Here is a 22,989-nt window from a genome sequence, read left to right on the forward strand (position 1 = left end):
GAAATATGGAAGAGGACTCGCTGAAGCGCCGCACTGAGCTCACAAGGCCCGATGTGTCGGCCGACGAAGCGAAGACGATTCTGCTGGAGCACTACGGCCTCTCCGGCGAACTCACCGAACTCGGCAGCCAGCAGGACCGCAACTATCGCATCGACACGGCCGAGGGCCGCTTCGTGCTGAAGATAGCAAGGGCGGAGTATGAGCGCGTCGAGCTCGAGGCCCAAAACGCGGCCCTGCGTCATGTGAGCGCCAAGGCCGATGCGCCGACGGTGCCGCAAGTCGTCCCGGCGCTCGACGGCGAGGAGATCGTCTCCGCAGCCATGCGCGACGGAACCTACCAGTTCCGGCTGCTGACCTACCTCGAGGGCACGCCGCTGACACGCCGCAAGCACCTCGCGGCAGAGACCGTTTCGGCCCTTGGCGACCTCGCCGGACGGCTCGCGGTCGCGCTCGCGGACTTCGATCATCCGGGGCTCGACCGGCAACTGCAATGGGATCTCCGGCGGGCGGGTCCGGTGGCACTTCAGCTGCTTTCGGCGATGGCCGACGTCGACATGCGCAAGCGCATCGCCGAGGCGATGGTGGGTGCGATGCGCCGCGTCCAGCCGCTGATGCCGGAGTTGCGCCTGCAGGCGATCCATCAGGATGTCACCGACGACAACGTGGTGAGCAGGGCCGAGACGAGCGGCCGCCTCGTCCCCGAGGGCGTCATCGATTTCGGCGACGTGCTGAAGGGCTGGCTGGTCGCGGACCTTGCCGTCACCTGTGCGTCGCTGCTGCACCACGCCGATGGCGATCCCTTCTGCATCCTGCCGGCAGTCAAGGCGTTCCACGCCGTCTGCCCGCTGACGGAGGCCGAAATCAAGGCGCTCTGGCCGCTGATCGTCGCGAGAGCCGGCATTCTGGTCGCGAGCTCGGCAAGGCAACTCGAGATCGAGCCGGAGAATGGCTATGTCCGGGACAATGCCGCGCACGAGCGCGAAATCTTCGATGTCGCCGTCTCCGTTCCCTTCGAGCTCATGGATCATGCCATTCATCAGGCCGTCGGCAAGGAGGTGGCGCCGGTTGTCCTGCCGATGGCTGGCCGCCTGCTGCCGGACATCGACTCGGGCCGGGTCGGGATTGTCGACCTGTCGCTACTCGGACCGCATCTGCCCGCCGACCGTTGGCACTATGAGGACACAGAGGCGCTGCTCTTGCAGTCGGCGGCGCGTGCGGCCGGCGCTGCAGCGACCCGCTACGGCGAATTCCGCCTGACGGAAACGCGGCTTCTTCAAGCCCTGGCGCCGCAAACCCATGCCCTCCATGTCGACCTCTGCCTGCATGGTCAGACGGCTGTTCACGCGCCCTTTGCCGGTCAACTGCATGAGCGCGGCGGCAGGCTGATCCTCTCGGCGCAGGGCCTCCACCTTCATCTGCTGGGTATCGAGCCGGCAGGCATAGAGCGTGGAAGCGTCGAGGCAGGCGAGCGGATCGGGACGATTCCCGCCGACCGCACGGCGCTTGGCTTCATGCGCGTTCAGCTCTCAATTGCTGCGGAAATCGACCCGCCGCCTTTCGCCGCGGCGCACCAAGCGGAAGCCTGGCGTCGGCTCTGCCCGTCGCCGGCGCATGTCCTCGGTTTCGATTGCGATGCGCCGCCACCGCAAGCGGCGGCGCTGCTCGACAGGCGCCGGCGCCATTTCGCGCGCCCGCAGAAGAACTACTACCGCAGGCCGCCCGAAATCGAGCGCGGCTGGAAGGAGCATCTCTTCGACGTCGAGGGGCGGGCCTATCTCGACATGGTCAACAACGTCACCATCGTCGGCCACGGCCATCCGCGCCTCTCCGCCGCGGTCGGGCGGCAATGGTCGCTGCTCAATACCAATTCCCGCTTTCATTACGCGGCGGTCGCCGAGTTTTCGGAGCGGCTTGCGGCTCTTGCTCCGGAAGGCCTCGACACGGTCTTTCTCGTCAACAGCGGATCGGAGGCGAACGACCTCGCCATCCGACTCGCCTGGGCCTATTCCGGCGCGCGAAACATGCTCTCGCTGCTCGAGGCCTATCATGGCTGGACGGTCGCCAGCGACGCGGTCTCGACCTCGATCGCCGACAATCCGCAGGCGCTGACGACCCGGCCGGATTGGGTGCATCCGGTCATCTCGCCGAACACCTATCGCGGGCCGTATCGCGGCGAAGGCTCGACCGGGGATTACGTCGGCACCGTCGCTGCGAAGCTCAAGGAACTGGATGAGAAGGGCGAAAGCTTCGCCGGCTTCATCTGTGAAGCGGTCTACGGCAATGCCGGCGGCATCCCGCTGCCGCCCGGCTATCTCGAAGCCGTCTACGCCATGGTCCGGGCGCGCGGCGGCGTCTGCATCGCCGACGAGGTGCAGGTCGGTTACGGCCGGCTCGGTCACTATTTCTGGGGCTTCGAGGAACAGGGCGTCGTGCCGGATATCATCACCGTCGCCAAGGGCATGGGCAATGGCCACCCGCTCGGGGCCGTGATCACCCGCCGCGAGATCGCCGACGCGCTGGAGGAGGAAGGCTATTTCTTCTCGTCCGCCGGCGGCAGCCCGGTGAGCTCCGTCGTCGGGCTGACCGTCCTCGACATCCTGCATGACGAGGCCCTGCAGGAGAATGCCCGCGCCGTGGGGGATCACCTGAAGGGCCGGCTACAAGCGCTCGGACAGCGGTTCCCGATCATTGGCGCGGTGCATGGCATGGGTCTCTATCTCGGCGTCGAATTCGTCCGCGACCGGGAAACGCTCGAGCCCGCGACCGAGGAGACGGCGGCGATCTGCGACCGCCTCCTCGACCTCGGCGTCATCATGCAGCCGACCGGCGACCACCTCAACGTATTGAAGATCAAGCCACCGCTCTGCCTCGGCCGCGAGAGCGCCGATTTCTTTGCCGACATGCTGGCAAAGGTGCTGGACGAGGGCTGGTAAGGCTAACCCTCGCTCAGCATCTCCGGCTCGCCAGCCAAAATGTCGACGAGGCTGCGGCGAACGCGACCGATGTCGCGCATCGGTGGCTCGCCGAAGTGGCGGGCATATTCGCGGCTGAACTGCGACTGGCTGTCATAGCCGACCTGGTGACCGGCATCGCCGGCGTCGAGGCGTTCCTCCAGCATCAGGCGTCGCGCCTCCTGCAGACGGAGCTGCTTCTGATATTGCAGCGGGCTCATCGCCGTGATCGCCTTGAAATGGTGATGCAGCGAGGAGACGCTCATGCTGACCCGGCTTGCCAGGTCCTCGATGCGCAGCGGCCGGGAATAGTGCTCCTTCAGCCAGGCGACGGCGCGGCCGACCTGGTGCGGCTGGCTCTCCGCAGTCGTCATCTGCCGTAGCCTTGCCCCATGCGGCCCGACCAGCAGCCGGTAGAGGATCTCCTGTTCGATGAGGGGCAAGACGACGGCGATCTCGGCGGGCCGATCAAGCAGACGCAGCAGGCGCAGCGCCGCGTCTTCGAGATCGGTCGTGAGCTTGTTGACCGTCATGCCGCGCGACGACGCGGGCGACGCCGCCGGCTGTTCGCCGATCCTGTCGAGCAGCGCGGGGATCTTCGCCGTGTCGATCTGAAAATTCATGCTGAGATAGGGTTCGTCACTGGAAGCCAACGAAATCTGCGAGAAAACCGGCAGGTCGATCGAGGTCAGCAGATAGTCCGATGCCCCATAGACGAACAGCTCGCCGCCCAGGACAACGCGCTTGGCGCCCTGGACGATGATCGCCAGGCTCGGCTTGTAGGCGGCGCAATTCGGCTTGGCGGAGCTCGAATGCCGGTGAATGCTGAGGCCGGGTACGATCGTCGGATGGTCACCGTCCATCCCGGCGATCCTGGCAATGATCTCGATCATCTCCTGGCGCGGCGTCCGTTGCATGTCTGTCATCTTCGGTCGTCTTTCCAGTGCTTTAGGTCTTGTGGGATGGGGCACAGATAGGACGAGGGCGTAAGGCCGCAACTGCCTTTCTGCCATTCTTGCAGGATTGTGCAAAAACTTTGCAGGATCGCACTAACACAGTGGCGCCCGGAACAGCATAGTCCGGCTTGCCGCCCGAGGTCCATGCCTCCGCGCGGCGCGCTATTCCCAGACATGAAGGAAAGACCCCATGGCCATTGCAAGAGGATATGCGGCGACCGACGCATCGAAGCCGCTCGCCCCTTTCACCTTCGAACGCCGCGAACCGCGCGACGATGACGTCGTCATCGACATCCAATATTGCGGTGTCTGCCATTCGGATATCCACCAGGCCCGCAATGAGTGGGGCAACTCGACCTTCCCCATGGTGCCGGGCCACGAAATCGTCGGCATCGTTCGGGCGGTCGGCTCCAAGGTTACGAAGTTCAAGCGCGGCGACCGGGTCGGCGTCGGCTGCTTCGTCGATTCCTGCACGACCTGCGCCAGCCGTGATCTCGATCTCGAACACTATATGCCCGGCCTGGTCGTGACCTATAACGGCGTCGAGGCCAACGGAAAGACCCCGACCCAGGGCGGCTATTCCGATCACATCGTCGTCAAGGAGGGCTATGTTCTCTCGATTCCGGAGAACCTGCCGCTTGATGCAGCCGCCCCGCTGCTTTGCGCCGGCATCACCCTCTATTCGCCGCTGCGCCACTGGAAGGCCGGCCCCGGAAAGAAGGTGGCCATCGTCGGCATGGGCGGTCTCGGCCACATGGGCGTCAAGCTCGCCCATGCGATGGGCGCCGAGGTCACAGTCCTCAGCCAGAGCCTTTCGAAGAAGGAAGACGGCCTGAAGCTCGGTGCCGACCACTATTATGCAACGAATGATCCGCAGACCTTCGAGAAGCTGGCCGGCAGCTTCGATCTCATCATCTGCACCGTAGGAACCGAGATCGACTGGAATGCCTATCTCAATCTGCTGAAGGTCGACGGTGATTTCGTTGTCGTCGGCATTCCGGAAAACCCAGTGCCGGTCCATGCCTTCTCGCTGGTGCCGGCGCGGCGCAGCATTTCCGGCTCGATGATCGGCTCGATCAAGGAAACCCAGGAGATGCTGGATTTCTGCGGCGAGCACAACATCGTCTCGGAGATCGAGATTATCCAGATGCAGGAAGTCAACGCGGCCTATGAGCGGGTGCTGAAGAGCGACGTGCGCTATCGCTTCGTGATCGATATGGCGTCGATAAAGGCGTGAATAGTATGTCTCGTTAGGCATACGGCGGCAGCGGTGAAGCGGGTGTCTTACCCCCCTCTGCCCTGCCGGGCATCTCCCCCACAAGGGGGGAGATCGGCAAGTGGCAACGCCCTGCTTCACCGATATAGTTCGGCGTACCGGGTGCCTTCTGTAGCCGAGATGTCATCGCGGGGGAGGACAGCAACCCCAGCCAATCTCCCCCCTTGTGGGGGAGATGCCCGGCAGGGCAGAGGGGGGTACCACTCGGATCGGCCTAGACGAGCGGCAGCGGCCCGTCGTTCTTGATTTCCTCCATCACCGCGTAGGTGCGGGTTTCCTTGACGCCCGGCAGCGTCCACAGCACCTGGCCGAGGAAATTGCGGTAGGCGGCCATGTCCTCGAAGCGGGTCTTGACGAGGTAGTCGAAGCCGCCGGCGACCATGTGACATTCGAGCACGGCCGGCGCCTGCTTGATGGCGGCGGCGAACTGATCGAAGACTTCCGGCGTCGTCTTGTCGAGCATCACTTCGATGAAGACCAACAGCCCGAAGCCGAGCTTGTGCGGATCGAGGCGCGCCCCGAAGCCGGAGACATAGCCCTCCTTCAGGAGCCGTCGCAGTCGCTCGCTTGTCGCCGTCGGCGAGAGGCCGATGCGGTCCGCCAGTTCGAGATTGGTGATCCGCCCGTCCGCCTGCAGGATGTTGAGGATCCGGCGATCGGTCTTGTCGATCTGATGCATCTGTCCGCCCCCGCTTCCGTCTCTCAGGCGGCAAGCCGCGCTTCGGTGAGCTTCACCCAATAGGAAATCCCGTGCGGGATCACGTCGTCGTTGAAGTCGTAGGCGGGGTGGTGGAGCCCGGCGGATTCGCCGTTGCCGATGAACACGAAGGCGCCGGGCCGGGCGAGCAGCATGTAGGAAAAGTCCTCGCCGCCCATCATCGGGTCGAGCGCGGCGTTGACGTTGCCGTCGCCGGCGACCGTCGCGGCGACCGCAAGGGCGTGGCCGGTTTCCTCGGCATGGTTGACGGTCACCGGATAGTTGCGGCCATACCAAACATCGACGGTCGCGCCATAGGCACCGGCAATGCTTTCGGCGATCTGGCGGATCCGTGCCTCGCCGGTATCGCGCACCTGCGGGGTGAGGGCGCGCACCGTGCCGGCCAGAACAGCCTGCTCCGGAATGACGTTGTGGGCGAAGCCGGCATTGAACTTGGTGACGGAAACGACGATGGAGGCAAGCGGGTCGACGGTGCGCGAGGCGATCGTCTGCAGCGCATTGACGATCTGCGCGCCGATGGCGATCGGGTCGATGGTCTTGTGCGGCTGTGCGGCGTGGCCGCCGCGACCTTTGACGGTGATGGTGAACTCGTCGGTCGAAGCCATGATCGGGCCGACGCGGCTGCCGAAATGGCCGACCGGCATGCCGGGCATGTTGTGCATTCCGTAGACTTCTTCGATGGCGAAGCGCTCCATCATGCCGTCCTTGACCATCTCGTTGCCGCCGCCGCCGCCTTCCTCCGCCGGCTGGAAGATGACGGCGACGCTGCCGGCGAAGTTACGCGTCTCGGCGAGGTATTTCGCCGCACCGAGCAGCATCGCCGTATGGCCGTCATGGCCGCAGGCATGCATCTTGCCGGGCGTGGCCGAGGACCAGGCCTTGCCGCTCGCCTCAGTGATCGGCAGGGCGTCCATGTCGGCTCTGAGGCCGATGGTGCGGCCCGAGCCGAGATTGCCGCGAATGAGACCGACGACGCCGGTCCGGCCGAGGCCGGTCACGATCTCGTCAACGCCGAATTCCTTCAGTTTCTTTTCGACGAAGGCTGCCGTATTTTCCACCGCGAACAGGAGCTCCGGGTTCATGTGCAGGTGGCGCCGCCATTCGGTCACTTCGTTCTGGAGTTCGGCTGCACGGTTCAATATCGGCATGATGCTTCCCTGTGGGTCTGTACGGTGGATGAGCCTGGCGGCCAGATGATTGGGCTTTGCCATCTCCTTGCCATATAGGCTAAATAGCCGGACGATACGAGGCAACTGCGGAAATTCGAGGTTAAGGGTAGTGGTGACAGTTCGACTTACGATGCGCAACAAGGCGAGCGCGGTCAGCGTTCTTGCCGGTGTTTGTGCGGTTTTGGCGGCGGCGCTTCCGGCGTCGGCCAATCCGCGGCTCGTCGTCGACGTCGCAACTCTGCAAGTCTACGAACACCAGGATATCTTCCAGAAATGGTATCCGGCGTCGCTGACCAAGCTGATGACGGCTTATACGACTTTTCGGGCGATCCAGGCTGGACAACTGACGCTCGAAAGCCCGGTGGTCATGACGAAGAACGCTGCGTCGGAGCCTCCGAGCAAGATGTTCTACAAGCCCGGCCAGGCGATGACGCTCGACAGCGCGCTGAAGATGCTGCTCGTCAAATCGGCGAACGACGTTGCCGTGGCGATTGCCGAAACGGTCGGCGGATCGGAACAGGCGTTCATCGACCGGATGAATGCCGAAGCGCGGCGGATCGGCATGACCTCGTCGCATTTCATCAATGCCAACGGTCTGCCGGGCCAGGGCCAGTACACGACGGCGCGCGACCTCGCCGTGCTGGCGATTACGCTGAAGCGCGAATTTCCGCAGTACGCTTCCTATTTTTCGCTGGAAGGCTTCACCACCGGCAAGAAAGACTACGCCAACTACAACATGCTGATCGGCCGCTTCGAAGGTGCCGACGGCATGAAGACCGGCTTCATCTGTGCGTCGGGTTTCAACCAGGTGTCGTCGGCGACCCGTGATGGCCGCAGGGTCGTATCGGTGGTGCTCGGCGAAGACAGCCTCGGCGCCCGCGCCGACGAGTCGGCCCGGCTCCTGCAGATGGCGCTGACCACCAGCGCCGCGGGAAAGCCATCGCTGACCGCGATCGCGCCTTATGGCGAGGGCCGCGAAATGGTTGTCGACGTCAGCAAGGAGATCTGCTCCAAGCAGGCCGCGAAGGTCCGCAGCGAAGGCCGCGACGAGGCCGGCCGGCAGAAGCTGCTTTCGCCCTATATCCACGAGATCGACCGTCCGCTGAAGCTCGCCTTCGCCGGACTTATTCCGGGCAGCGGCGACAAGACGGCCAAGGCGGGCAGCGATGTTGCCGGGCAGGGTGACGTCGCCGAGATCGCCAACATCCCGGTCCCGGTGCCGCGCCCGAGCTTCTAGAACGGAAAGTGTGGGCGGTTTTCCGCGCATCCCGCTCAAATCCAAGACGGAGTCTTCCATGAACGGTCCACTGCCGGTCGTGCCGGTGTCGATCCTCACCGGCTTCCTCGGTGCGGGCAAGACGACCCTTCTGAACCGCTTGCTGAAGGATCCGCAGCTCGCCGACACGGCCGTCATCATCAACGAGTTCGGCGATGTCTCCATCGACCATCTGCTCGTCGAGGCGTCGAGCGACGGCGTGATCGAGCTTTCCGACGGCTGCCTATGCTGCACCGTGCGCGGCGAACTCGTCGACACGCTGGCAGACCTGATGGATCGCATGCAGACCGGGCGCGTCAAACCGCTGAAGCGCGTCGTCATCGAGACGACCGGGCTCGCCGACCCGGCGCCGGTCCTGCAATCGGTGCTCGGCAATCCGGTCATCGCCCAGAACTTCCGCCTCGACGGCGTGGTGACCGTCGTCGATGCGGTCAATGGCGCCCAGACGATTGCAAGCCATGTGGAAGCGTTGAAGCAGGTCGCCGTTGCCGACCGGCTTGTGATCAGCAAGACCGGGCTTGCCAGCAAGGAACAGCTTAGCGCGCTGCATGATGTTCTGATGGACCTCAATCCGCGCGCGCCGATCATCGACGGCGACAGGGAAGAGGCGGGCCGCGCCGAGCTGTTCGCCTGCGGTCTCTACGACCCATCGACCAAGCTCGCTGATGTCGGCCGCTGGCTGCAGGACGAGGCCGGCGGCACTCATGATCACGATCATGACCACCATCACGGCCATGATGATCATGGGCATCATCACCACCATCACGACATCAATCGCCACGGATCGGACATTCGCTCGTTCAGCATCGTCCACGACAAGCCGATCGAGCCGATGGCGCTGGAGATGTTCATCGACCTCTTGCGCTCGGCCCATGGCGAGAAGCTGTTGCGCATGAAGGCGATCGTCGCGGTCGCCGATTGGCCGGAGCGGCCGGTGGTGCTGCACGGCGTCCAGACGGTCTTTCACGCGCCCGAACGACTTGCCGCCTGGCCGGACCCGGCCGATCGCCGGACGCGGATGGTGCTGATCACCAAGGGGCTCGACGAGGCGTTCGTGCGAGACCTGTTCGATGCTTTCACCGGCAAGCCGCGCGTCGACCGCCCGGATGCGCAGGCGCTCACCGACAATCCGCTCGCTGTGCCCGGCATGAAGTTCTGATGCGTCATCCGAACGCGGCGGCGCCCGCGCCCGTCACACGATGAAGAAGTCGGCAGAGGTGATGGCTGCCTTGTTGCCGAGAACGGCGAATTGCACCGCCTTGCCAGCCCCTGAGCCATCGGCATCGTAGAAGAGAGCCCCAGTATCGCCGTCGTAGAGAAGCCGATCGCTTGCATCGACCTTGGCCGCCGCGATGTCCTTGAAGAGTCCCGCCGACAGAGTGCCGGGCGTCAACGCCATGAAGATCTTGCTTGTCAGCACGATCGTATCGTCGATGGCCGAGAAGTCGCGGAGATGATCGACATTGGTCGCCCCGAGCGCCGTGCTGAAGACGAATTGGTCCTTGCCTGCATTCCCCGAAAGCATATCGCTGCCGGCTCCGCCATCCAGCGTGTTGGCGGCGGCATTGCCGGCTATCGCATTCGAGAGCGCATTGCCTTTTCCGCTGACCGCTGCATTGCCGGTCAGCACGAGGTTCTCGATATTGGCCGCAAGCGCCAGGGAAATGCTGCTTCTGACGACGTCGGTCCCGGCGTTCGCCTCTTCTATGACCTTGTCGCCCTTGTTGTCGACGACGTAAGTGTCATTGCCGGTACCGCCGGTCAGGGAGTCCGCTCCCTGTCCGCCATCGAGCGTGTCGCTGCCGGCAGCGCCGCTCAGCGTATTGGCGGCGGCATTGCCGGTGAGCCTGTTGGCGAGACCGTTCCCCGTTCCATTGACGGCGAGGCTTCCCGTCAGGAGAAGGTTCTCGACATTGGCGCCAAGCGTGAAGGAGATGCTGCTCTTCACCAGATCCGTTCCGGCCGAAGCTGCTTCCGAGACGCGGTTGCCCACATTGTCGACGACATAGATGTCGTTGCCGGCGAGTCCCTGCAGCGCGTCGGCTCCGCGCCCGCCATCGAGAACGTTGCCAACTGCATTGCCGATCAGGATATCCGCGGCGGGACCGCCTTCGGCGTTTTCGATCACCACGCTGTTGGCGATGGTAAATCCGCCGGTGAGCCTCTCGGAGGTGGAAAGCCAACCGCCTCCGCCGATTTCGGCCTTCAGCGTCGCGGCACGGAGATCGATTTTCGCCCGGCTGGTGCCCGTATAAGCAATGGTATCATTGCCGCCGGTGTCCCATAGCGTCGTATAGCCCCGGTTGAAATCGACATTGTCGCTGAAGCGATAGAGGTCGTTGCCGGTGTTGTGGGCCTTGGCACCGTACATGTGCTGAAGCGCGGCGATATCGATGGCGCCGAGCGAGCCCGGCTGTGCGTTCAGCGTCGCTCCGAAATCCTTGGCTTTGGTGAACGGGTTGTCCTCGCCCCAGAAGGCATAGGTATAGCCCATGACGGAATAGATCGAGGAGTTGAGCAGCCCCGTGCCCTTGTCATCTTCGTCGACGACCCCGGGCAAGGTTGGACCGGCGAGCGAGTCATGCGTGTGCTTGAGGCCCAGGCTGTGGGCGATCTCATGAAGCCAGACATCCGAGAAGGTGCCGAGACGAATGATCTCGGCGGCCGCCTTGACGCTCTTCGGGTCGATGCCGACGGCGGTCGTTACCGTATCTTCGGTCGGCCCCGGTCCGCCGGAAAATCCGCCGCCGCCGGTGTCGAGCAGCGTCTGCTTCAGCGTCGCATCTGCGACCGCCGTCTCACGAAAGGTCACGTTGATACAGGCTGCGATGTCCGCGAACATCTCGCGATAGAAGTCCTTCCAGTCTCCCTCCGCGAAATCGTCTATGCCGTTCTTGTCGATGTCCTGCTTGGTGAACCCGAAGGTCAGGGTCTTCGACGTCCAGGCATAGCCGCCGATCACGCCGTCGGTGACCGCGTTCTTCGAAGAAGCGACGCGCTTGTAGGTGGTTGCCATCGACGATTTCCCATCCAACCTGCTTCAATCCACGGTCGGATATAGATGGCTCGCGATGCCTGCAACGGGACTTCGCCAGTCTTTCGCGTCAAGCGGATAATGGGTGCGCGATCAGGCGATTTGGCCCGCAGAATTCAGCGGATAGTGGCGTGCTTGCGTCGCGGCGCCGGAGGGCACGGATCCGCCGGTGAGCTACAGCCAGCGGCGGACGCGGGCCTTGTAGGCGCGGTAGACGTCGCCGAACTTCCGCTCGAGATAGGCTTCCTCGCGGGCGATGACGCCGTAACGGATGACGAAATAGAACGGCACCAGCATGATGAGGAGCCACAGGCTATCGAATCCGAGGGCGAGGCCGATCAGGCCGAGGAGCATGCCGACATAAATCGGGTTGCGGCTATAGCGGTAAGGTCCCTCTTCGACGATCGTCGTCGTCGGCTGGACAGTCTGGATATGCGTGCCCGCTCGCCGGAAGGTCGTCGCTGCCCAGATGAGCAGCGCCAGGCCGGCAAGGAACAGGATGGCGCCGAGCCAAGTGGCCGGCATGGCCGACGGCAGGAACGGCAGCGGGAAGACGCCATCGAGCAAGAATCCAACCGCGCCCGCAAGGACCCAGGCGATCGGTGGCCGTACCACCGCACCGGAATTGTCACGGGAGCTGTCATTCGCCTCGTTCATCCTGCCGCCCGCCTCTGCTCTGCATGATAGCAGGAATCCGGTTGGCTTGGAGCCCGGTTGGCCGAGGATGGTGGAAAGCGGGTGAGAGACCGTCGCGCTTGCGCCGATGGGCTACATTTTCTTGCGGATAAGAAAGCGATGGCCGGCCGCGGTCGACGCCGCCTGCTCGAGCCGGTGTCCGTCCTCCTGGCAGAAATGCGGAATGTCGATCACCGCCAGAGGATCGGTCGTTTCGATCTCGATGAGCGCGCCGGGCGCCAGGGTCTCCATGCGTTTGCGCGTCTTCAAAACGGGAAGGGGGCATTTCAGCCCCCTCAAGTCGTAGACGATACTCGGCTCGTCCGGCATCAATTGCCCCAGATCTTCCAGAAGGGGCGCTTCTTCGGCGGCTGTTCCGCCGGTGCGGTCTTTGCCTCGGCTGCAGGGGCGGTGGCGACCTGCGGATTGGCCGAGGCCGGAGCGGCTGCCTGTTGCTGACCGGCGGTTGGCTGTTCGGCTGCGGGGGCCTGCTGTGCGGCCGGTTGGGCCGCACTCTGTCCGGCGGGTGCCGCGTTGGCCGGTGCCGTCGCCTGCGCTTCGGGCTCGCCCTTCGAGAAGAGGTTCCAGAAGGATTTCCTGGCAGGCTCCGTCTGCAGAGCCGCTTGCTGGACGGGGCGTTCGATCGGGCTCTGCTGCGGGACGGGCACGGCCTTGCCGTCACGCGTCGCCTTCTCCAGCGCCTCCTTCTGGACCAGCGCCGCCTGCTTGGCCTCTTCGGCCTCCTTTTGGTCGGCGAGCCGCTTTTCGAGGTCGGTGACCTTCATCAGTTTGCCGGCGTCGAGCGACGTACCGGTCGGCGCATAGGCAAGCTCGCGGCCCTTGCGTTGTTCGGCAACGATCGCCTTGCGCTCCGCTTCGCTCGGTTCGTACCAGACCATGCCGTCAAATTTCTTCACCGACTTTTGATAGTCGCGCTGATAATCCTTCTCGAAGTTCGCCATTGCGACCTGCAAGGCCGGCGGCGTCGACATGGTGGGGCATTGGCCGGACGGATTGAAGCTGCCGTCGGACTGCTGGTTGAAGACGTATTTCCTCTCGCAAACATTGACCTGCGGGGGACGTTTGGTCACTTCGAACTGGTCGTGACCGACCTTCAGCATCTTCCAGAATTCGATATTCGGATTGTCCCGGTGGCGGGCCATGTTCTCCGCCGTCATCCGGAAGGGGAAGGCCTGCAGTTGGACGTTCTCCTGGCCGCCCTTGAAGGCGTCGCGCGCCAGCGCGAAAATCTCGATGATCTGCTCGTCGGTCATCGAATAGCAGCCCGACGACGAGCAGGCGCCGTGGATCATCAGATGCGTGCCGTTGCGGCCGTTCGCCTTGTCATAGGCGTTTGGGAAGCCGGTATTGATCGCCAGATAGTAGCTCGAATTGGGATTCATCTGGTGCGGATAGAGCGGATAGAACCCCTCCGGCGCCTGACGGTCGCCCTCCTTCACCTTGGGGCCGAGCTTTCCCGACCAGGCGCAGATCTTGTAGGTCTTCAGAAGCTGGAAGCGGCTTGACGTATTCGCCTTCCAGACCTCGAGCGTTCCCTCTTCCTTGAAGATGCGCAGCAGGATCGGGGACGTCTTCTGCATCCCCAGCTCGCTCATCTTGCTGACCATCTTGCCGGATAGCTGGTACTCCGTCTTGTTCTTGACGGAGGAGAGGTTGACCGAATCGAGCGTTTCGTTGGTGCAGCCGGTAAGCGCGGCGGCGATGGCAGCGGTGATGACAAGATTCCTGAAACGCATTGGCAAAAGCCCGTTTTAGCCAGATTCATCCGTGTACACCTCATCCGCAAAGGCGAGGCATCAACGAATCAGTAAGACATTATTCTTCACGAAATCTTAACCGTGCAGGCGCCCCCTGCGAACGGCCGTTTCTCATGACCCCATGAATATGGCCAAGATTTGGCCATAGTCCCGATTTCCGGTTGCCATGCGTGGCAACTTGATCGCAATGGTTAATCTTGGATCCTGACCAAGGTTAAGGCGAAACGCGGTCGCCGCTCCGTCCGGTCAGAGATTTCGGCCGATATTCAGGTATTTCTGCCGGCGGTCCGCCCTAAGCTCGTTGCCATTGCGCCCGGACAGCTCCTTCAGTGCATCGGCAATGACGGTGCCGGTGCGGCCGATCACCGCCTGCGGATCGCGATGGGCGCCGCCGACCGGTTCGGGAATGATGCCGTCGATGACGCCGAGCGACTTCAGGTCCTCGGCAGTGATCTTCATGTTGCTGGCCGCTTCCTTGGCGCGCGTCGAGTCGCGCCAGAGGATCGAGGCCGCGCCCTCCGGCGAGATGACGCTGTAGATCGAATGCTCGAGCATATAGACGCGATTGCCGGTGGCGATGGCGATGGCGCCGCCGGAACCACCTTCGCCGATCACCACGGTGACGATCGGCACCTTGACGTTGAGGCACATTTCGGTGGAGCGGGCGATCGCCTCGGCCTGGCCGCGCTCCTCGGCGTTAACGCCGGGATAGGCGCCTGCGGTATCGACCAGCGTGATCAGCGGCAGGCCGAAACGATCGGCCATTTCCATCACGCGGACCGCCTTGCGGTAGCCCTCGGGTCGCGGGCTGCCGAAATTGTGCTTGATGCGCGACTTGGTGTCGTTGCCCTTTTCCTGGCCGATCACCGCAACCGGCGCGCCGCGGAACCGCGCAAGGCCCGCCTGAATGGCATCGTCATTGGCGAAGTTGCGGTCGCCGGCAAGCGGCGTGAATTCGGTGAAGAGCTCCGCGGCATAGTCGAGGAAATGCGGTCGGGACGGGTGGCGCGCGACCTGCGTCTTCTGCCAGGGCGACAGCTTGGAATAGATTTCCATCATCGCATCGCGGACGCGCCCTTCGAGGCGCGCGATCTCGTCGGAGGTGTTCACGCTCTCGTCTTCGCCGGCAAGCTTCTTCAGTTCGAGGATCTTGCCCTCGAGATCAGAGATGGGTTTTTCGAAGTCGAGATAGTTGTGCATGAGATGCGTTTCCGATCATTTTGCGACAAGGACCGTCCGGCAAAGCCAACCTGCCCCGCCGGTCCTAATCCTGTTTTTTCGCCTGTTTGGCAAGAGGGTGGTGGTTTTGCACCAGCTCGTGCAGCCGTTCTTCCAGCACATGTGTATAGATTTGTGTCGTCGAAATGTCCGAATGACCGAGCAGCTCCTGCACGGCGCGGAGGTCGGCGCCATTGGCCAGCAGATGACTGGCGAAGGCGTGGCGCAGCACATGCGGCGAGATCGCAGCGACCCTGATACCGGCGCGCGCGGCGAGACTCTTGAGGTCGCGGGCAAAGACCTGGCGCGGCAGGTGGCCGGATTTGCCGGAGGAGGGGAACAGCCAGGGGCTCTCCGCTTCCGCGGCTCTCCTGCGCAGCGCATCGCCGTAGGTCCGCATGGCGCGGATCGCCGCCTGCGACAGCGGCACAAGCCTTTCCTTGTTTCCCTTGCCGCGGATCACCAGGAAGCGACCATCCTGCGCAAGCACGCTCGCGGGCAGCGAGACGAGCTCGCTGACGCGCATGCCGGTCGCATAGAGGAGCTCGATCAGTGCGTGCATGCGAAGTTTCGCGAAGGTGTCCTCGCCAGAGGCGGCCTCCGTTTCGGCCTGGCCGATCAGTCGGGTGACGTCGTCTATGCTGAGCGTCTTGGGCAGGGCACGCGCCTTCTTGGGCGCATCGAGGATGCCGGTCGGGTCGTCGCCGCGCAGGCCCTCCGCATAGAGGAACTTGTAGAATTGCCTCAGCGCCGACAGCCTGCGTGCCTGCGAGGATGCCTTGAAGCCCTCGCCGGCCAGGTGCGACAGATAGCGTCTCAGATCGTCGGCCGTGGCGCTATTGAGCCGCGTCCCTGAGGAGCGCAGGAAGGAGCGCGCGTCCCTGAGATCGCGTTCGTAGGATTGCAGCGTGTTGATCGCCGCACCCCGCTCGGCGCTCATCATTTCCAGAAACGCTTCGAGATGGGCCTCCGAAAGATCCGTCATTGCGGCTTATTGATCCGTTCGGATGGAATGCGCACCGTGACGTCCCGCTCCACCGGCTCGACGAAGGTCACGAGTGCCACCATGGTTCCATAGATCATGCCGGCCACGACGGCGCAGAAGAACAGGAACCGGAAGAGGGTTGGCATTTCAGTCTCCAGTACGCGGGTGATGCCATGCGGACCGTGATCTATATGAACGGCTCGTCCGGCAAGTTCAAGAAGCGTGGCGCGGCTCCGCGCGACGACTTGACGCCCCCCGCCGATTTGTCGATACCGAAGTGGAATGGGGACTGTGACGGCTAATGAACGATGTGACCGAACCGGATTCTGCGACGCTCGCCGAACGGGCGAAGCTCACTCTCGGTAAGCGCAATCTCATTTTCATCGGCCTGATGGGGGCGGGAAAATCGGCGATTGGTCGGCTGACCGCCCAGGCGCTCGGCATTCCCTTCGTCGATTCCGACCATGAAATCGAGCGGGTGTCGCGCATGACGGTGAGCGAGCTTTTCGCCGCCTATGGCGAGGAGGAATTCCGTGCGCTGGAGGCGCGGGTGCTGAAGCGGCTGCTGCGTTCGGGGCCGCGCGTGGTTTCGACCGGAGGCGGCGCCTATATCAACGAGCGCTCCCGCCGGCAGATCAAGAAGGGCGGCCTGACTGTCTGGTTGAATGCGGATCTCGACGTTCTCTGGGAGCGGGTGAACAAGCGCGATTCCCGGCCGCTTCTCAAGACGGAAAACCCGAAGCAGACGCTCGAGAACCTGATGCGGGCCCGCTACCCGATCTACGCCGAGGCCGATCTCGTGGTCCTCTCGCGCGACGTGAAAAAGGAAACGATGGTCGAGGAGGTCCTCGCCGCCATCGCCGACTGCAAGAAAGTCGAGATGCCATGATGAACCATGTAACGCCCGCCGAGCGCAAAGTCCGCGTGAACCTCGGAGACCGTTCCTACGACATTCTCATCGGCCCCGGCCTGATCGCCGCGGCAGGTGGAGAAATCGCGTCCCGCCTCAAGGGCCGCAGGATGGCGGTCATCACGGATGAAAACGTGGCGCCGCGCTATCTGGAACCGCTGATGGCGAGCCTGAAGGAGAGCGGCATCGAAGCGGTCTCGCTCGTCCTGCCCGCAGGCGAGAAGACCAAGAGCTTCGAGCATCTGATCCCGGTGTGCGAAGCGATCCTTGCGGCGCGGATCGAGCGCAACGACGCGGTGGTCGCGCTCGGCGGCGGCGTGATCGGCGATCTGACCGGCTTTGCCGCCGGCATTGTCCGCCGAGGCTCGCGCTTCATCCAGATCCCGACCTCGCTTTTGGCGCAGGTCGATTCCTCCGTCGGCGGCAAGACCGGCATCAACTCGCCGCACGGCAAGAACCTCATCGGCGTCTTCCACCAGCCGGACCTGGTGCTTGCCGACACCGACGTGCTCGATACGCTGAGCCCGCGCGAGTTTCGCGCCGGCTATGCCGAAGTTGCGAAATACGGCCTGATCGACAAGCCGGAGTTCTTCGATTGGCTCGAGCGCAACTGGAAGGCAGTCTTCGCTGGAGGGGCCGCCCGTATCGAGGCGATTGCGGTCAGTTGCCAGGCGAAGGCCGATGTCGTCGCCGCGGACGAGCGCGAGAACGGCCTGCGGGCACTGCTCAATCTCGGGCACACCTTCGGCCATGCCCTGGAAGCCGCGACCGAATACGACAGCCGCAGGCTCGTGCACGGGGAGGGCGTTGCGATCGGCATGGTGCTGGCGCATGAGTTCTCGGCCCGGATGAACCTCGCGAGCCCGGACGATGCCCGTCGCGTCGAAGCCCATCTCAAGGCCGTCGGCTTGCCGACGCGCATGGCCGACATTCCCGGCGTCCTTCCGCCGGCCGAGCGGCTGATGGAGGCGATCGCTCAGGACAAGAAGGTCAAGGGCGGCAGGCTCACTTTCATCCTGACGAGCGGCATCGGCCAGTCCTTCGTCGCCGATGACGTTCCGGCTTCCGAGGTGCTGGGCTTCCTCAAGGAAAAGCACCCGCGATGAGCGCCGAGGCAGTATGGCTCTTTTTGACGGACCATTGGCTGTCTCTCCTCGCCGTCATCTGTCTTCTCCTCCTTTCGGCCTTCTTTTCCGGGTCGGAGGCGGCCTTGACCGCAACCTCCCGGGCACGCATGCACACGCTCGAGAGCAATGGCTATCGTCGCGCCGGGCTCGTCAATCGGCTGATCGAGCGGCGTGACCGGTTGGTTGGAGCGCTGCTGCTCGGCAACAACCTCGTCACCATTCTCGCCACATCGCTGACGACGAGCCTTTTGATCGGCATCGTCGGCAATCTCGCCGTGCTCGTCGCCACCCTCAGCATGACGGTGCTGCTCGTCCTCTTCTGCGAGGTGCTGCCGAAGAGCTGGGCGATCGCCTCTCCTGACCGGTTCGCGCTTGCCGTGGCGCCTTTGGTACGGCGCTTCGTGGCGGTGGCTGGGCCGATATCCGCGCTCATCAACGCGATCGTCCGGCGCCTTCTGGCCTTCTTCGGCGTGAACCTTTCTTCCGACAGGCCGATGCTTTCGGCCCAGGAGGAACTCCGGGGTGCCGTCGATCTGCTGCATCGGGAAGGGGCGGTGGTCAAGGCGGATCGCGACCGGCTCGGCGGCGTGCTCGATCTCGGCGAACTCGAGGTATCCGATATCATGATCCACCGCACCGCCATGCAGGCGGTCAACGCGGAGGAGCCGCCGGATGTCTGCGTCCGGGAAATCCTCGGAAGTCCCTTCACGCGCCTGCCGCTGTGGCGCGGCTCGACCGACAACATCATCGGCGTCGTCCATTCAAAGGATCTGCAGAGGGCGCTTGCCGAGCCGGGCGTCGAGGCGCACACCGTAGACATCGTCAGGATCGCGCAGAAGCCATGGTTCGTGCCGGACACGACCAATCTCAAGGACCAGCTCAACGCCTTCCTCAGGCGAAAGCTGCATCTGGCGATCGTCGTCGACGAATATGGCCAGGTGCAGGGCCTCGTCACGCTGGAGGACATCCTCGAGGAAATCGTCGGCGACATTGCCGACGAGCACGATCTCGACATCCAGGGCGTCCGCCAGGAGGCCGACGGCTCGATCGTCGTCGACGGGTCCGTGCCGATCCGCGATCTCAACCGGGCGCTCGACTGGTCGCTGCCGGACGAGGAGGCGACCACGGTCGCGGGTCTCGTCATCCATGAAGCCAAGAGCATTCCGGAGGAGCGGCAGGCTTTCACCTTCTACGGCAAGCGCTTCATCGTCATGAAGCGGGTGAAAAACCGGATCACCAAGCTGCGTATCCGCCCGGCCGAGGAGGAGTTTGCCGGGCGCTAATCCCTACCAGCGCGTCGGCTCGCCGGGCGCGGCCGGTTCGACGGCGAGCGCATGCAGGCCGGCATCGAGCTCGGGTTTCAAGAGGTCGTTGATGGCCCGGTGGCGCGCCACGCGGCTCATGCCGGCAAAGGCGCTCGAGACGATCCGGATACGCAAGTGGGTTTCGCCGCCGCCGTCGAAGCCCGGCTGGTGACCGGCATGCAGATGGCTTTCGTTGATCACCATCAGCCGTTCGGGATGGAAGGCCTCCTTGAGCTTCTCTTCGATGCGGCTTTGCAGCGACATGCTTCCGTCCCATTTTCCTGTTGCTCTTGCGCCTCGAAAAGCCGCCGGCGATGCAAAATGCGCGCACAAAGCCAGCAACATTCCGCTTTGTCAATTCTTGTTGTGACCCGTCGCAAGCCCCATAATGGCTGCCATGAAGCTCGATTCAAAATACTTCGATCGCATTCGCACGCGCCCCAAGGGAGCAGAGGCGCGCGTGGAGCCGTCTGCGCCTGTGTGCCAGTGGGACGGTTGCGACAAGACGGGCGTGCATCGGGCTCCCGTCGGCCGCAATGCCGAGGGCGAATATTTCATGTTCTGCTTCGAGCATGTGAAGGAATACAACAAGGGATACAATTACTTTTCCGGGCTCTCGGATACGGAAATCTCGCGCTACCAGAAGGAGGCCATAACCGGGCATCGCCCTACCTGGACGGTCGGCGTCAACAAGAACGCCCGCAACGGTCCGGCGCAATCACAGATGCGTTCCGGCACAGCCGGCGCCCAGGCGCGCATGCGCGATCCGTTCGGCTTCTTCAACGAGGCGCGCGCCCGATCGGCGCGGCACGAACCACGGTTGCGCAAGCTGAAGACGCTCGAGGCCAAGGCCTTCGAAACACTCGGGCTTTCGGCCTCGGCGACCTCCGCCGATATCAAGGCCGCCTACAAGGATCTCGTCAAGAAACACCACCCCGATGCGAATGGCGGAGACAGAGGCTCGGAGGACCGTTTTCGGGCCGTGATTCAAGCCTATCAATTGTTAAAACAGGCTGGTTTCTGCTAACAACGCGGATTAAGACAGAAATCACTTTTTTGCAGGCGAATGCGCGGGTGCCGTCCGGCGGCCGCTCTGGAGACATGATGAGCAAGATTGACCTCGACATTTCCAACCTCCCCGACACGACGATCTCGGTCCGGGAGGCTTTCGGTATTGATACGGATCTGCGCGTTCCCGCCTATTCGAAGGGCGATGCCTATGTGCCGGATCTCGATCCCGATTACCTTTTCGACCGGGAAACGACGCTCGCCATTCTTGCAGGCTTTGCCCACAACCGACGCGTGATGGTTTCCGGCTATCACGGCACCGGCAAGTCGACCCATATCGAGCAGGTCGCCTCACGCCTCAACTGGCCTTGCGTGCGCATCAACCTCGACAGCCATGTCAGCCGTATCGATCTCGTCGGCAAGGATGCAATCGTCGTCAAGGACGGGCTGCAGATCACCGAATTCAAGGACGGCATCCTGCCCTGGGCCTATCAGCACAATGTCGCGCTCGTCTTCGACGAGTATGACGCCGGCCGCCCGGACGTCATGTTCGTCATCCAGCGGGTGTTGGAGTCTTCCGGCCGGCTGACCCTGCTAGACCAGAGCCGCGTCATCCGCCCGCACCCGGCCTTCCGGCTGTTCGCCACCGCCAACACGATCGGCCTCGGCGACACGACCGGGCTCTATCATGGCACGCAACAGATCAACCAGGCGCAGATGGACCGCTGGTCGATCGTGACGACGCTCAACTACCTGCCGCACGACAAGGAAGTCGACATCGTCGCTGCCAAGGTGAAGGGCTTCACGGCCGACAAGGGGCGCGAGACGGTATCGAAGATGGTGCGCGTCGCCGATCTCACCCGCGCCGCCTTCATCAACGGCGATCTCTCGACCGTCATGAGCCCGCGCACGGTGATCACCTGGGCCGAGAACGCCTATATCTTCGGCGACATCGCCTTCGCCTTCCGCGTGACCTTCCTCAACAAGTGCGACGAGCTGGAGCGCGCGTTGGTCGCCGAGCATTACCAGCGGGCCTTCGGGGTCGAACTGAAGGAAAGCGCCGCCAATATCGTCCTGGAAGCGACGGCCTGAGACTCGCCAAGCGCCGGCTTCTGCCTCGCACGGGGCCGGCGCTCGGGTAGACCGGTGATGCGCTCGATATGCAGCTGAAGAAAGAACTGTCGTGAGCTCGAATTCCAAGGCGAAGCCGCAAACGAGGGAGAACGCCGCCGAGCCGTTCAAGCGGGCCCTTTCCGGCTGCGTCCGGTCGATTGCCGGGGATGCGGAGCTCGAAGTCGCCTTCGCGAACGAGCGCCCGGGGATGGCCGGCGAGCGCATCCGGCTGCCGGAGCTTTCCAAGCGCCCGACCCGGCACGAGCTCGCGGTAGCCCGCGGTCTCGGCGACTCGATGGCGCTGCGCAAGGCGTGCCACAACGACCGTATCCACGCGACCATGTCGCCGCAGGGAGCGGATGCGCGGGCGATCTTCGATGCCGTCGAGCAGGCGCGCGTCGAGGCGATCGGGGCAATCCGGATGCCCGGCGTCGCCGACAATCTCTCCTCCATGCTTGAGGAGAAATATGCCAAGGCCAATTTCGGCGCGATAGAAGCCCAGTCGATGCGCCGCTCGAAGAGGCGGTGGCGCTGCTGGTGCGGGAGAAATTGACCGGCAAGAAGCCGCCTGCCGCAGCCGGCAAGGTGCTCGATCTCTGGCGCGATTTCATCGAGCAGAAGGCGGCCGCCGACATCTTGAACCTGCCGGCGACGATCAACAACCAACAGGCCTTCGCCCGTGTCGTGCGCGACATGCTCGCTTCGATGGATGTCGCCGAGAAATACGGCGAGGACGACATCGAGCCGGACGAGCAGGAAAGCGAGACCGACGAGGACCAGCCGCGCAGCCAGGAGCAGGACGAGAACGCCAGCGAGGAGGAGGAGGGCTCCGACGCCGCCCCCGCCGACGAAAACCAGTCTGCCGAGGAGCAGATGGAAGAAGGCGAGATGGACGGCGCCGAGATTTCCGACGACGACCTTCAGGACGACGGCGACGAGGAGAGCGAGACGCCCGGCGAGGTCAAGCGGCCGAACCATCCCTTCGCCGATCTGAACGAAAAGGTCGACTACGCGGTCTATACGCGCGAATTCGACGAGACCATCACCGCCGAGGAGCTTTGCGACGAGGCGGAACTCGACCGCCTGCGCGCTTTTCTCGACAAGCAGCTCGCCCATCTGCAGGGCGCCGTCGGGCGCCTCGCCAACCGCCTGCAACGCCGGCTGATGGCGCAGCAGAACCGCTCCTGGGAGTTCGATCTCGAGGAAGGGTTCCTCGATACGGCCCGCCTGCAGCGGGTCATCATCGATCCGATGCAGCCGCTGTCCTTCAAGCGGGAGAAGGACACGAATTTCCGCGACACCGTCGTGACGCTGCTGATCGACAATTCCGGTTCGATGCGCGGCCGGCCGATCACCGTTGCCGCCACTTGCGCCGACATTCTTGCCCGCACGCTGGAGCGCTGCGGCGTCAAGGTCGAAATTCTCGGCTTTACCACCAAGGCCTGGAAGGGCGGGCAATCGCGTGAAAAGTGGCTCGCCGGCGGCAAGCCG

General features: G+C 63.6%; 21 protein-coding genes and 1 pseudogene. 11 read left to right on the plus strand and 11 right to left on the minus strand.

The window, feature by feature from the left end; translation table 11 throughout:
- The first annotated feature begins 5 nt into the window (after window positions 1-5).
- Window positions 6-2,933, plus strand: a complete 2,928-nt coding sequence (locus N181_RS14360; protein WP_037436888.1) for an aminotransferase — start codon at window positions 6-8, stop codon at window positions 2,931-2,933.
- Window positions 2,934-2,935: 2 nt separating this feature from the next.
- Here N181_RS14360 and N181_RS14365 read toward each other — a convergent pair whose 3' ends face one another.
- Complete coding sequence (locus N181_RS14365; RefSeq protein ID WP_037394615.1) at window positions 2,936-3,877, minus strand: AraC family transcriptional regulator; 942 nt, start codon at window positions 3,875-3,877, stop codon at window positions 2,936-2,938.
- A 220-nt stretch (window positions 3,878-4,097) separates the two neighbouring features.
- On the opposite strand from N181_RS14365, the gene N181_RS14370 reads away from it, so the two are divergent.
- Window positions 4,098-5,144: an NAD(P)-dependent alcohol dehydrogenase gene (locus tag N181_RS14370; protein ID WP_037436889.1), complete on the plus strand. Its 1,047-nt coding sequence runs from the start codon at window positions 4,098-4,100 to the stop codon at window positions 5,142-5,144.
- 253 nt (window positions 5,145-5,397) lie between these two features.
- On the opposite strand, the gene N181_RS14375 is transcribed toward N181_RS14370, so the two are convergent.
- Both N181_RS14375 and N181_RS14380 read right to left on the minus strand, forming a co-directional pair.
- Window positions 5,398-5,862, minus strand: a complete 465-nt coding sequence (locus N181_RS14375) for an Lrp/AsnC ligand binding domain-containing protein (RefSeq protein ID WP_014329579.1) — start codon at window positions 5,860-5,862, stop codon at window positions 5,398-5,400.
- Window positions 5,863-5,885: 23 nt separating this feature from the next.
- Window positions 5,886-7,049: a M20 aminoacylase family protein gene (locus N181_RS14380; protein ID WP_037394617.1), complete on the minus strand. Its 1,164-nt coding sequence runs from the start codon at window positions 7,047-7,049 to the stop codon at window positions 5,886-5,888.
- 151 nt (window positions 7,050-7,200) lie between these two features.
- Between N181_RS14380 and N181_RS14385 the strand changes: the two genes are divergently transcribed.
- Both N181_RS14385 and N181_RS14390 read left to right on the plus strand, forming a co-directional pair.
- A complete protein-coding gene (locus N181_RS14385) occupies window positions 7,201-8,307 on the plus strand; it encodes a D-alanyl-D-alanine carboxypeptidase family protein (protein ID WP_037394619.1) in 1,107 nt (368 codons plus the stop codon).
- Window positions 8,308-8,365: 58 nt separating this feature from the next.
- Window positions 8,366-9,505, plus strand: coding sequence for a CobW family GTP-binding protein (locus N181_RS14390; protein ID WP_037394716.1), 1,140 nt, complete (start codon window positions 8,366-8,368; stop codon window positions 9,503-9,505).
- A 33-nt stretch (window positions 9,506-9,538) separates the two neighbouring features.
- Here the strand turns inward: N181_RS14390 and N181_RS14395 are convergent, their stop codons facing one another.
- The 7 genes from N181_RS14395 to N181_RS34040 all read right to left on the minus strand — a co-directional run bounded on the left by N181_RS14395 (window position 9,539) and on the right by N181_RS34040 (window position 16,182).
- Window positions 9,539-11,362 carry a M10 family metallopeptidase C-terminal domain-containing protein gene (locus N181_RS14395; RefSeq protein WP_060563454.1) on the minus strand — a complete coding sequence of 608 codons (1,824 nt, stop codon included), beginning with the start codon at window positions 11,360-11,362 and terminating at the stop codon, window positions 9,539-9,541.
- Between the two features lie 192 nt (window positions 11,363-11,554).
- Window positions 11,555-12,037 carry a methyltransferase family protein gene (locus N181_RS14400; protein ID WP_037394622.1) on the minus strand — a complete coding sequence of 161 codons (483 nt, stop codon included), beginning with the start codon at window positions 12,035-12,037 and terminating at the stop codon, window positions 11,555-11,557.
- 111 nt (window positions 12,038-12,148) lie between these two features.
- Window positions 12,149-12,385 (minus strand): sulfurtransferase TusA family protein, encoded by a 237-nt coding sequence (locus N181_RS14405; RefSeq protein WP_014329573.1) that lies wholly within the window; start codon window positions 12,383-12,385, stop codon window positions 12,149-12,151.
- The gene (locus N181_RS14410) at window positions 12,385-13,812 is read right to left on the minus strand and encodes a L,D-transpeptidase family protein (RefSeq protein WP_037394625.1); all 1,428 of its coding nucleotides are present in this window, start codon (window positions 13,810-13,812) and stop codon (window positions 12,385-12,387) included. The genes N181_RS14405 and N181_RS14410 overlap by 1 nt, the downstream gene beginning before the upstream one ends.
- A gap of 267 nt (window positions 13,813-14,079) precedes the next feature.
- Window positions 14,080-15,033, minus strand: coding sequence for an acetyl-CoA carboxylase carboxyltransferase subunit alpha (locus tag N181_RS14415; protein WP_037394627.1), 954 nt, complete (start codon window positions 15,031-15,033; stop codon window positions 14,080-14,082).
- Between the two features lie 64 nt (window positions 15,034-15,097).
- Complete coding sequence (xerD, locus tag N181_RS14420) at window positions 15,098-16,036, minus strand: site-specific tyrosine recombinase XerD (RefSeq protein WP_037394629.1); 939 nt, start codon at window positions 16,034-16,036, stop codon at window positions 15,098-15,100.
- Window positions 16,033-16,182 carry a hypothetical protein gene (locus N181_RS34040; RefSeq protein ID WP_014329569.1) on the minus strand — a complete coding sequence of 50 codons (150 nt, stop codon included), beginning with the start codon at window positions 16,180-16,182 and terminating at the stop codon, window positions 16,033-16,035. Before N181_RS34040 ends, xerD begins: the two co-directional genes overlap by 4 nt.
- A gap of 155 nt (window positions 16,183-16,337) precedes the next feature.
- Here N181_RS34040 and N181_RS14425 point away from each other — a divergent pair, with 155 nt between their 5' ends.
- From N181_RS14425 to N181_RS14435, 3 genes are read left to right on the plus strand one after another with little or no spacing between them, the layout of a single operon-like run.
- Window positions 16,338-16,925 carry a shikimate kinase gene (locus tag N181_RS14425; protein ID WP_037394631.1) on the plus strand — a complete coding sequence of 196 codons (588 nt, stop codon included), beginning with the start codon at window positions 16,338-16,340 and terminating at the stop codon, window positions 16,923-16,925.
- Window positions 16,922-18,052, plus strand: a complete 1,131-nt coding sequence (gene aroB / locus N181_RS14430; protein ID WP_080577439.1) for a 3-dehydroquinate synthase — start codon at window positions 16,922-16,924, stop codon at window positions 18,050-18,052. Before N181_RS14425 ends, aroB begins: the two co-directional genes overlap by 4 nt.
- Window positions 18,049-19,356: an HlyC/CorC family transporter gene (locus tag N181_RS14435; RefSeq protein ID WP_037394636.1), complete on the plus strand. Its 1,308-nt coding sequence runs from the start codon at window positions 18,049-18,051 to the stop codon at window positions 19,354-19,356. The genes aroB and N181_RS14435 overlap by 4 nt, the downstream gene beginning before the upstream one ends.
- A gap of 3 nt (window positions 19,357-19,359) precedes the next feature.
- On the opposite strand, the gene N181_RS14440 is transcribed toward N181_RS14435, so the two are convergent.
- Window positions 19,360-19,641: a BolA family protein gene (locus tag N181_RS14440; RefSeq protein ID WP_037394639.1), complete on the minus strand. Its 282-nt coding sequence runs from the start codon at window positions 19,639-19,641 to the stop codon at window positions 19,360-19,362.
- Window positions 19,642-19,765: 124 nt separating this feature from the next.
- Here N181_RS14440 and N181_RS14445 point away from each other — a divergent pair, with 124 nt between their 5' ends.
- From N181_RS14445 to N181_RS34795, 4 genes and pseudogenes are all read left to right on the plus strand, one after another.
- On the plus strand, window positions 19,766-20,404 hold the full coding sequence (locus tag N181_RS14445) for a J domain-containing protein (RefSeq protein ID WP_014329564.1): 639 nt from the start codon (window positions 19,766-19,768) through the stop codon (window positions 20,402-20,404).
- 77 nt (window positions 20,405-20,481) lie between these two features.
- On the plus strand, window positions 20,482-21,477 hold the full coding sequence (gene cobS / locus N181_RS14450) for a cobaltochelatase subunit CobS (protein WP_012709224.1): 996 nt from the start codon (window positions 20,482-20,484) through the stop codon (window positions 21,475-21,477).
- 91 nt (window positions 21,478-21,568) lie between these two features.
- Window positions 21,569-22,362 (plus strand): annotated as a pseudogene (locus N181_RS34790) (cobaltochelatase subunit CobT); the annotation flags it as partial.
- A gap of 387 nt (window positions 22,363-22,749) precedes the next feature.
- Window positions 22,750-22,989: cobaltochelatase CobT-related protein (locus N181_RS34795; protein WP_425353308.1), on the plus strand; the 240-nt coding region annotated here is incomplete at its 3' end.

The organism is Sinorhizobium fredii USDA 205 (genome assembly GCF_001461695.1).
GTDB classification, from domain to species: Bacteria; Pseudomonadota; Alphaproteobacteria; order Rhizobiales; family Rhizobiaceae; genus Sinorhizobium; species Sinorhizobium fredii.